The sequence below is a fragment of the Rhodoferax sp. genome (assembly GCF_039922535.1).
GTDB lineage: Bacteria > Pseudomonadota > Gammaproteobacteria > Burkholderiales > Burkholderiaceae_C > Rhodoferax_B.
In genome coordinates this window covers 1-8,419 of record NZ_JBDTEM010000416.1, presented here as the reverse complement: position 1 = coordinate 8,419, position 8,419 = coordinate 1, and the positions used below count along the sequence as shown (strand labels likewise).

Genomic DNA, 8,419 nt, shown 5'->3' with positions numbered 1-8,419 from the left:
CCACCCGGAACCCGCCCCATGAAACGCTCCTTCCTCCAATCCGCCCTGGCCGTTGCCATCCTGTGTTTCGCGGGCCTGTCCAGCGCCCAGCAGGTGCTGCGCATGACGGCCATTCCCGACGAAGCCCCCACCGAGCTGGCCCGCAAGGCCGCGCCACTGGTCAAGTACCTGGAGGGCCGCCTGGGCATGAAGGTCGAGTTCACCCCGGTGAGCGACTACGCGGCGGCAGTGGAGGCGCTGGTCAACAAGCAGGTGGACGTGGCCTGGTTTGGCGGCTTTACCTTTGTGCAGGCCAATGTGCGTTCCGGCGGCAAGATCATCCCGCTGGTGCAGCGCGAAGAGGACGCCAAATTCCGCTCGGTCTTCATCACCGCCGACCCGACCGTCAAAACCCTGGCCGACCTGAAGGGCCACACCCTGAGCTTCGGCGCACCGTCCAGCACCTCGGGCCACCTGATGCCACGCAGCTTTTTGCTGGAAGCCAAGATAGACCCCGACAAAGACCTGAAACGTGTGGCCTTCTCGGGCGCACACGATGCCACCATCGCCGCCGTGGCCGCAGGCAAGGTGGACGCGGGCGCGCTCAACATCTCGGTGTGGGACAAGTTTGTGGCCGACAAAAAGGTCGACACCAGCAAGGTCCACGTGTTCTACACCACCCCGCCGTACTTCGACTACAACTGGAGCGTGCACGCCGACATGCCGGTGGCCCTGCGCGAGAAGCTGGCCAAGGCCTTTCTGGACCTGAGCAGCGCCACCCCCGAAGGCAAAGAAGTGCTGGAGCTGCAGCGCGCCACCCGCTTCATCCCCACCCAGCCCGCCAACTACAAAGGTATCGAAGCGGCGGCCCGCAGCGCCGGTTTGCTGAAATAAGCCGCACTACAAAATAAATAGCTGCTTGCGCAGGTACCACCTGCGCCATAGCCATTTTTTTGCACTTTTTACATGAAGATTCAGCTTGACCACACCTCGGCCCGCCACCCCGCCGCTGCCGCGCAGGCCCCGGCCGCACTGCGCGGCGTGACGCTGGCGCTGGCCGCCGGGGAGCAGGTGGCGTTGATTGGCCCGTCGGGGGCGGGCAAGACCACGCTGCTGCACCTGCTGGGCTGTGCGTTGCGGCCTTCTGCGGGGCAGGTGCTGCTGGACGGGCGCGACCCCTGGGCGCTGCCGCGCGCCCAGCTGCAAGGCCTGCGCCGCCAGCTGTTCATCGCCCCGCAGGTGCCGCCGCTGCCGCCGCGCCAGCGGGTCGTCACCTCGGTGCTGGCCGGGCAGTTGCCGGCCATGGGACTGTGGCGCAGTGTGCGCAGCTTGTTTTACCCGGTGGACATTCCGGCGGCCGAGGCCGCGCTGGCGCAATTTGACCTGGCCGACAAACTGTTTGAGCGGGTAGACCGGCTGTCGGGTGGCGAACGCCAGCGCGTCGGCCTGGCGCGTGCCCTGGTGGCCGATGCCCGGCTCTGGCTGGTGGACGAACCCCTGTCCGCCCTGGACCCGGCCCGTGCCGAGCAGGCCATGCGCACGCTGACCCAGGCCGCCCAGGCGCGGGGCACCACGCTGCTGACCAGCCTGCACCACGTGGACATGGCGCTGGCGCATTTCCCGCGCATTCTGGGCCTGCGCGACGGGGCTATCGTGTTCGACCTGCCCGCCGCGCAGGTGGGCCGCGAGCGCCTGCACAGCCTGTACGCCCAGCATCTGGACGAGCTGACCGGGCCTGCGCCCGAACCATCTCCACCGTTGGTCACTGCTCCGGTGGTGATGCATTGCCGCTGAATCCCACCCGCGACCCGGCCTGGCACAGCCGCCTTTTCTGGCTGCTGGCCTTTGCTGTGCTGCTGTGGCCGCTGCTGGTGCTCACCGAATTCCAGCCCTGGGTGCTGCTGCAGCCCGACAGCCTGCGGCCCACGCTGCGCTTCGTGGGCGACTTTTTCCCGCCCAAGCTGGAGCCGGGCTTTCTGTGGACCGTGGCCCTGGAAACCTGGCGCACCGTGGCCATGGCGACGGCCGGCATCACCCTGGCGCTGCTGCTGGCGGTGCCGCTGACGCTGCTGTCGGTGCGCGTGCTGTCGATTTCCGCGCTGACTGGGCGCATGGCACCCTTCGGGGCCGCGCTGCGCCTGGCCGTGGGCTGGCTGCTGGTGCTGCTGCGCAGCGTGCCCGAGCTGGTCTGGGCGCTGGTGTTTGTGCGGGTGGTGGGCCTGGGCCCCACATCCGGCGTGCTGGCGATTGCGCTCACCTACGCGGGCATGCTGGGCAAGGTGTATGCCGAAATTCTGGAATCTGGGGAGCCCGCCGCCACCCAGGCCCTGCTGCGCCATGGGGCTGGGCGGCTGCAAGCCTTCTTCTACGGCCTGCTGCCGCAGAACGCGGGCGAGTTGACCAGCTACACCGTCTACCGCTGGGAATGCGCCATCCGCTCGTCTGCCGTGCTGGGCTTTGTGGGTGCGGGCGGCCTGGGCCAGCACATGGACGCGTCGATGAAGATGTTCAATGGCTCCGAGGTCAGCACCATGCTGCTGGTCTTCATGGGCCTGGTGTGGTTGGCGGATTGCACCAGCGCGTGGTTGCGCAAAGGTTTAGCGTGAAGACTGCTGCCAACGAGACCTACAAACTGCCGGCCGCGCTGTTCCACGCCCGTTCCAAGGCGCTGTGGTTCGTGCTGGGCGTGGTGGCGCTGGTCGGCACCAGCTTTGCCTCGCTGGATTTGCAGTGGGCCCGGTTCCTCTCGGCCGATGCGCTGCACCGCATGGGCCGCTTCATCGCCGAGCTGCTGGTGCCCAATACCGAACCGGCCTTTCTGCGCAAGCTGCTGACGGCCACACTGGAGACGCTGGCCATGTCGGCCCTGGGCACGTTGCTGGCGGTGGTGTTTGGCCTGGCGCTGGCCCTGCCCGCCAGCAAAACCCACGCCGACGACCGGGCCCTGTGGCGCGGCCCCACGCGGGCGCTGCTGAACGCGCTGCGCAGCATCCCCGAGCTGGTCTGGGCCACGCTGCTGCTGGTGTCCGCCGGGCTGGGGCCGTTCGCCGGAACGCTGGCGCTGGGCCTGCACACCACCGGCGTGCTGGGCCGCCTGTTTGCTGAGAGTTTAGAAAACGCCCCCGACGGCCCGGCCCAAGCGCTGCGGGCGCGTGGCCTGGGTGCCGTACCGGTGCTGCTGTACGCCAGCCTGCCCCAGGTGCTGCCGCAGCTGCTCAGCTACACCCTGTACCGCTGGGAGAACAACATCCGCGCCGCCGCCGTGCTGGGCGTGGTGGGCGCGGGCGGCCTGGGCCAGATGCTGGCATTCCACATGGGCCTGTTCCAGATGCCGGAAACCAGCGCGGTGCTGGCGGCGATGCTGGTGCTGGTGGCGCTGGTGGACGGCTTGAGCCGGGTGATGCGGTGGCGGCTGGGGCGGTGATTTTTTAAGAAAAATCGGCCTCCAGCGCAGATAAAACCTGCGCTGGCAGCTACAAATTCAGTAGCAAACTCAATTCAACATCATGCTCAGGCGCCGACGGTAGGTGGCCACCAGCAGCGCCTGCGGGTCTTGTTCGGTCACCGACTTGCCCGACAACTCGATGCCGCCCGCGCTCTTGTTGCCTGCATCGGCGGCGGCTTTGGGCTTGGGCGGGGTCAGCAGCTCCATGATGGCGACGATGGCTTTGCGGGGGGCTTCGTCGTTCCACTTTTTGTCGCGCATCACAATTTCCAGCAGCTCGTCCATGGCGGCGGTCCAGTCGCCCAGGGCCATCAGGATGCGGCCTTTGGCGTAGCGGGCATCGAAGTCGCGTTTATTGGCGGCAATTTTTGCATCAAATTCAGCGACATCGCCCGTTCCACCTGCGGCAGTAGCTGCGAAATTAAGAGCACCAATCCACTGGCCCAGCGCCTCGAAGCGCAGTTGCAGCGGGATGTAGCGCAGCGTGGGCTGCAGCGCGGCCTCGGCTTCTTCCAGGTACCCGGCCTGGACCAGCAGGCGCACGTAGTCGCAGCGGGCATCGTCATTGGCCGGGTCCAGCGCCAGGGCATCGGCCAGCTTGGCCAAGGCCGCATCGGTGTCGCCTGCTTCGGCCAGGGCCAGGGCTTGTTCGGCCTCGGTGGGCTCGGCTTCTAGCGCATCACCGGCGGGCACGTGCTTATCGAGGAATTCCTTGATCTTGCCCTCGGGCAGCGCGCCCTGGAAACCGTCGACCGGCTGGCCATTGACCACCAGAATGCAGGTGGGGATGCTGCGGATGCCAAAGGCTTCGGCCAGTTGCTGCTCTTGGTCGGAGTCGATTTTGACCAGCTTGAAGCGGCCTGCGTAATCGGCCTCGACCTTTTCCAGCAGCGGGCCAATGACCTTGCAGGGGCCGCACCACGGGGCCCAGAAATCGACCAACACCGGGGTGGTCATGGAGGCGGCAATGACCTCGGTTTCAAAATTGGCAAAGGTTACGTCGATCATTTTGGGGAGCCCTGGGGGCAAAAAGTAAAATTCAAGGTTAATCAGAACAAAGCCCTATGACTAATATTCAAATTGGTGTGGTGATGGGTTCCAGCTCCGACTGGGACACCATGCAGCATGCGGTGCAGATTCTCCAACAGTTTGGCATTGCACACGAAGCACAGGTCGTTTCGGCCCACCGCATGCCCGACGAAATGTTTGCCTACGCCGAAGCCGCCGCCGGGCGCGGGCTCAAAGCCATCATCGCCGGCGCCGGGGGCGCAGCCCACCTGCCGGGCATGCTGGCCGCCAAGACCACGGTGCCGGTGCTGGGTGTGCCGGTGGGCACCAAGCACCTGAGCGGCGTAGATTCGCTGTACAGCATTGTGCAAATGCCCAAGGGCATTCCGGTGGCCACGTTTGCGATTGGCAACGCGGGTGCGGCCAACGCGGCCCTGTTTGCCGTGGCCCTGCTGGCCAACGAAAACCCCGCTTTGCGTGCCCAGCTGGAAGTCTTCCGCACGGCGCAAACCGAGGTGGCCCGCAACATGACCGTGCCACCCGCGCCGCCGGTGCTATGAGCGGCCCCATCCTCCCCGGAGCCACGCTGGGCGTGATGGGCGGCGGCCAACTGGGCCGCATGTTCATCCACGCGGCCCAGCGCATGGGCTATTTCACCGCCGTGCTGGACCCGGATGCGGCCAGCCCGGCCGGGCGCGTCAGCCACCACCACATCGTGGCCGCGTATTTGGATGCGCCTGGTTTGGGCCAGTTAGCCGAGACCTGCGACGCCATCACCACCGAGTTCGAGAACGTGCCCGCCCCGGCGTTGGCCCGCTTGGCGGCCTACACCACGGTGTCGCCCGCCGCGGCATCCGTGGCCATCGCCCAGGACCGTGCGGCCGAAAAAGCCCATTTCGTGGCCTGTGGCGTACCCTGCGCGCCCTACGCCGTGCTGGAAACGCCGGTGCAACTGGCGGCGATTGACGAGGCGCTGCTGCCCGGCATTTTGAAGACCAGCCGCATGGGCTACGACGGCAAGGGCCAGGTCCGCGTGGCCACCTACGCCGAGCTGGCCCAGGCCTGGTTGGACCTGAAGGGCGTGCCCTGCGTGCTGGAAAAGATGCTGCCGCTGGCGGCCGAATGCTCGGTGATCGTGGCACGCGGGGCCGACGGCCAAATAGTGAACCTGCCGATCCAGCGCAACCTGCACCGCGAAGGCATTTTGGCGGTGACCGAAGTTTATGAAGAAAATATGCCTCCAGCACAGGTAGCATCTGCGCTGGCAGCTGCCAAATCCATAGCAAACGGCCTGGATTACGTGGGTGTGCTGTGCGTGGAATTCTTTGTGCTGCAAGACGGCAGCCTAGTGGTCAACGAGATCGCCCCGCGCCCGCACAACAGCGGCCACGCCAGCATGGACTGCTGCGACGTGTCGCAGTTTGAGCTGCAGGTACGCACCTTGACCGGCCTGCCAATGGTGCAGCCGCGCCAGCACAGCCCGGCGGTCATGCTGAATTTGCTGGGCGATCTGTGGTTTGTGGGTTCTGAAAAAGCCACCACGCCGCCCTGGGCCGAGGTGTTAGCCCTGCCCGGCGCGCACTTGCACCTGTACGGCAAAACCACGGCCAGCAAGGGCCGCAAGATGGGCCACCTGACCCTGACCGGCCCTACGGTAGAAGCCGTGCGCACCACCGCCCTGCAAGCCGCCGCCATCCTCGGCATCGAGGCGTTTTAATGCTCTTGGACGGCCTCTCCCCAACCCATGCTCCTGCCGCCATCCAGCAAGCCGCCCAGGCCTTAGCTGCGGGCGAGCTGCTGGGCCTGCCCACCGAAACCGTGTACGGGCTGGCGGCGGATGCCTCTAGCGACGCGGCAGTCGCCAAGATATTTGCCGCCAAAGGCCGCCCCAGCGACCACCCCCTGATCGTGCACATCGCGCCCGTTGCGGCAGGTGTCAACCATTTCGCCGCCGAGGTGCCCGCCTTTGCCCAGGCGCTGATGGACGCGTTCTGGCCCGGCCCGCTGACGCTGATCTTGCCGCGCCGCGCCGGTGTGGGCGCGACGGCGGCGGGTGGGCAAGACAGCATCGGCCTGCGCTGCCCGGCGCACCCGGTGGCCCAGGCCGTGTTGCAAGCCTGCGCCGCCTTGGGCGTGGCCGGGCTGGCCGCGCCGAGTGCGAATAAATTTGGCCGCGTCAGCCCCACTACGGCGGCGCATGTGCAGTCGGAATTCGGGGACGGATTGCTGGTATTGGACGGCGGGCCCTGCACCATGGGCATCGAATCCACCATCGTGGACTGCACCCGGGGCGTGCCGGTGCTGCTGCGCCCCGGCAGCATTGGCCGCGACCAGATCGAACAGGCCTGCGGCCAGCCGCTGCGCGACAAGGACGCGGTGGCCAACGCCCCGCGCGCTTCCGGCACGCTAGAAGCGCATTACGCACCCACGGCCAAGGTCCGCTTGATGACCGCTGCCGCACTGCAAACCGCGCTGGATCTGCTGGGCACGGGGCTGGAAGGCCAGGCCGTCAGCATCGGCGTGTACGCCCGCCATGCCATGCGCAGCCGCTCGGCCCAGGTGGTGTGCCGCGCTATGCCCCAAGATGCCGCCGCCGCCGCCCAGGAGCTGTTTGCGGCGCTGCGCGACTTTGACACCCAGGGCGTGCGCCTGATCTGGATTGAAACCCCGCCCGACACGCCCGCATGGGAAGGCGTACGCGACCGTTTGCAACGCGCGTCGGTTGCGTAAAACCTGCGCCCACCGAGGCTTACGCTTCTTTACCCGGCACCGGTTTATGGCCTCGTTAAACTCACCCATCCACGGCTTACGCAGCGCCCGCCTATAAGGCGACCCGCCACACGGGTGCAGCACCAAGTCCCCCCGCAATATATAGGAGTTATCTATGACCGTTTTTAGCTTGCGCCGCGCCTTTTTGGGGCTGGCCTGCGCCTCGGCGGCCCTGTTGGCCGCCTGTGGTTCCAGTACCACCGAATCGGCCCTGGTGCCGACCCGCATCATTGCCTTTGGCGATGCCTTCAGCGTGGTCAAGTCCGGTGCCAGCTACACGGTCAATGACAGCGCCAGCGGTGTCATCACCACCTGGCTGGGGCAGTTTGCCAACAGCTATGGCATCACCGCGACCCCGGTGGCCAGCGGCGGCTATGTGTACGCACAGGCCAACGCCCGCATCAGCAACACCACCGATGCGGCTGGCAGCACCACCACCCAAACCGTAACGCAACAAATCGACGCGTTTCTGGCCAGCGGCGTGACCCTGGGTGACAGCGACATCGTGACCATCAACGCCGGTATCAGCGACCTGGTGGTGGAAATGAATGCGGTCACGGCGGGCACCGAAACCTCGGCCACGATGATCGCCAACGCCACGCAATACGGCAAAGACCTGGGCGCGCAGGTGCGCCGCCTGGTCGCCGCCGGTGGCAAGCATGTGGTGGTGGTGGGCCCCTACAACATGGGGGTCAGCCCCTGGGCGGCATCGCTGAACCAGTCCGGCCTGCTGCAAAGCGCCACCGGCAAGTTCAACGATGCCATGCTGGTGTCTATCGTCGATCTGGGTTCCTCCGTGCTCTACATCGATGCGGCCTACTACTTCAACCTGGTGTCCGGCACCGACCACGCCAACTATGGTGTGGCGACGGTCACCGGCCTGGCATGCAACTCGGTGGACACCGGCGCGGGCATTGGCACCGGCACCGGACAGGTCAATTCCTCGCTGTGTACCCCCAGCACGCTCAACCCAGCGATCGTTGCCAATTCGGCTGGCGTGACGTACGACCAGTACCTGTTTGCCGACCGCCTGTACTTCACCCCCATTGCGCAGCGTTTGTTTGGCATCTACGCCTATGGTCGGGTGCATTTGCGCTGGTGAAATGGCACACCCCCAGGCTGCGGTGCTTCGTATCTTTCGCCAAGCCCCCTCGTATCGACTTGAATAGCCGATACGAGATGCACGGGGCATCACCAGCAGCCTGGCAAAGCCAGTTC

9 protein-coding genes are annotated in these 8,419 nt (G+C 66.2%); 8 read left to right on the top strand and 1 reads right to left on the bottom strand.

The genetic code is table 11. From position 1 onward, the window contains the following. Window positions 1-18 precede the first annotated feature (18 nt). The 4 genes from ABI213_RS19955 (at window position 19) to phnE (ending at window position 3,403) form a co-directional block, all read left to right on the top strand. Complete coding sequence (locus ABI213_RS19955; RefSeq protein WP_348006943.1) at window positions 19-873, top strand: putative selenate ABC transporter substrate-binding protein; 855 nt, start codon at window positions 19-21, stop codon at window positions 871-873. 72 nt (window positions 874-945) lie between these two features. After that, window positions 946-1,773, top strand: coding sequence for an ATP-binding cassette domain-containing protein (locus ABI213_RS19950; RefSeq protein WP_348006942.1), 828 nt, complete (start codon window positions 946-948; stop codon window positions 1,771-1,773). Next, window positions 1,770-2,585 carry an ABC transporter permease gene (locus tag ABI213_RS19945; RefSeq protein ID WP_348006961.1) on the top strand — a complete coding sequence of 272 codons (816 nt, stop codon included), beginning with the start codon at window positions 1,770-1,772 and terminating at the stop codon, window positions 2,583-2,585. The genes ABI213_RS19950 and ABI213_RS19945 overlap by 4 nt, the downstream gene beginning before the upstream one ends. Beyond that, entirely contained in the window at window positions 2,582-3,403 is an 822-nt protein-coding gene (gene phnE / locus ABI213_RS19940; RefSeq protein WP_348006941.1) for a phosphonate ABC transporter, permease protein PhnE, read from the top strand. The genes ABI213_RS19945 and phnE overlap by 4 nt, the downstream gene beginning before the upstream one ends. 69 nt (window positions 3,404-3,472) lie before the next feature. Here the strand turns inward: phnE and trxA are convergent, their stop codons facing one another. Next, window positions 3,473-4,432, bottom strand: coding sequence for a thioredoxin (trxA, locus tag ABI213_RS19935; RefSeq protein ID WP_348006940.1), 960 nt, complete (start codon window positions 4,430-4,432; stop codon window positions 3,473-3,475). Window positions 4,433-4,488: 56 nt separating this feature from the next. On the opposite strand from trxA, the gene purE reads away from it, so the two are divergent. From purE to ABI213_RS19915, 4 genes are all read left to right on the top strand, one after another. Then, window positions 4,489-4,992: a 5-(carboxyamino)imidazole ribonucleotide mutase gene (gene purE / locus ABI213_RS19930; protein WP_348006939.1), complete on the top strand. Its 504-nt coding sequence runs from the start codon at window positions 4,489-4,491 to the stop codon at window positions 4,990-4,992. Beyond that, window positions 4,989-6,149 (top strand): 5-(carboxyamino)imidazole ribonucleotide synthase, encoded by a 1,161-nt coding sequence (locus tag ABI213_RS19925; RefSeq protein ID WP_348028383.1) that lies wholly within the window; start codon window positions 4,989-4,991, stop codon window positions 6,147-6,149. Before purE ends, ABI213_RS19925 begins: the two co-directional genes overlap by 4 nt. Next, window positions 6,149-7,162, top strand: a complete 1,014-nt coding sequence (locus tag ABI213_RS19920; protein WP_348008408.1) for an L-threonylcarbamoyladenylate synthase — start codon at window positions 6,149-6,151, stop codon at window positions 7,160-7,162. The genes ABI213_RS19925 and ABI213_RS19920 overlap by 1 nt, the downstream gene beginning before the upstream one ends. Before the next feature lie 154 nt (window positions 7,163-7,316). Next, complete coding sequence (locus ABI213_RS19915; RefSeq protein ID WP_348028381.1) at window positions 7,317-8,303, top strand: GDSL family lipase; 987 nt, start codon at window positions 7,317-7,319, stop codon at window positions 8,301-8,303. The last annotated feature ends 116 nt before the right edge of the window (window positions 8,304-8,419 follow it).

What these genes read in the sequence shown, in the direction of transcription:
- ABI213_RS19925 (WP_348028383.1), top strand. Translation starts at nt 4,989, where the DNA reads ATGAGCGGCCCCATCCTCCCCGGAGCCACGCTGGGCGTGATGGGCGGC.
- trxA (WP_348006940.1), bottom strand. Translation starts at nt 4,432, where the DNA reads ATGATCGACGTAACCTTTGCCAATTTTGAAACCGAGGTCATTGCCGCC.
- ABI213_RS19950 (WP_348006942.1), top strand. Translation starts at nt 946, where the DNA reads ATGAAGATTCAGCTTGACCACACCTCGGCCCGCCACCCCGCCGCTGCC.
- purE (WP_348006939.1), top strand. Translation starts at nt 4,489, where the DNA reads ATGACTAATATTCAAATTGGTGTGGTGATGGGTTCCAGCTCCGACTGG.
- ABI213_RS19915 (WP_348028381.1), top strand. Translation starts at nt 7,317, where the DNA reads ATGACCGTTTTTAGCTTGCGCCGCGCCTTTTTGGGGCTGGCCTGCGCC.
- ABI213_RS19920 (WP_348008408.1), top strand. Translation starts at nt 6,149, where the DNA reads ATGCTCTTGGACGGCCTCTCCCCAACCCATGCTCCTGCCGCCATCCAG.
- ABI213_RS19955 (WP_348006943.1), top strand. Translation starts at nt 19, where the DNA reads ATGAAACGCTCCTTCCTCCAATCCGCCCTGGCCGTTGCCATCCTGTGT.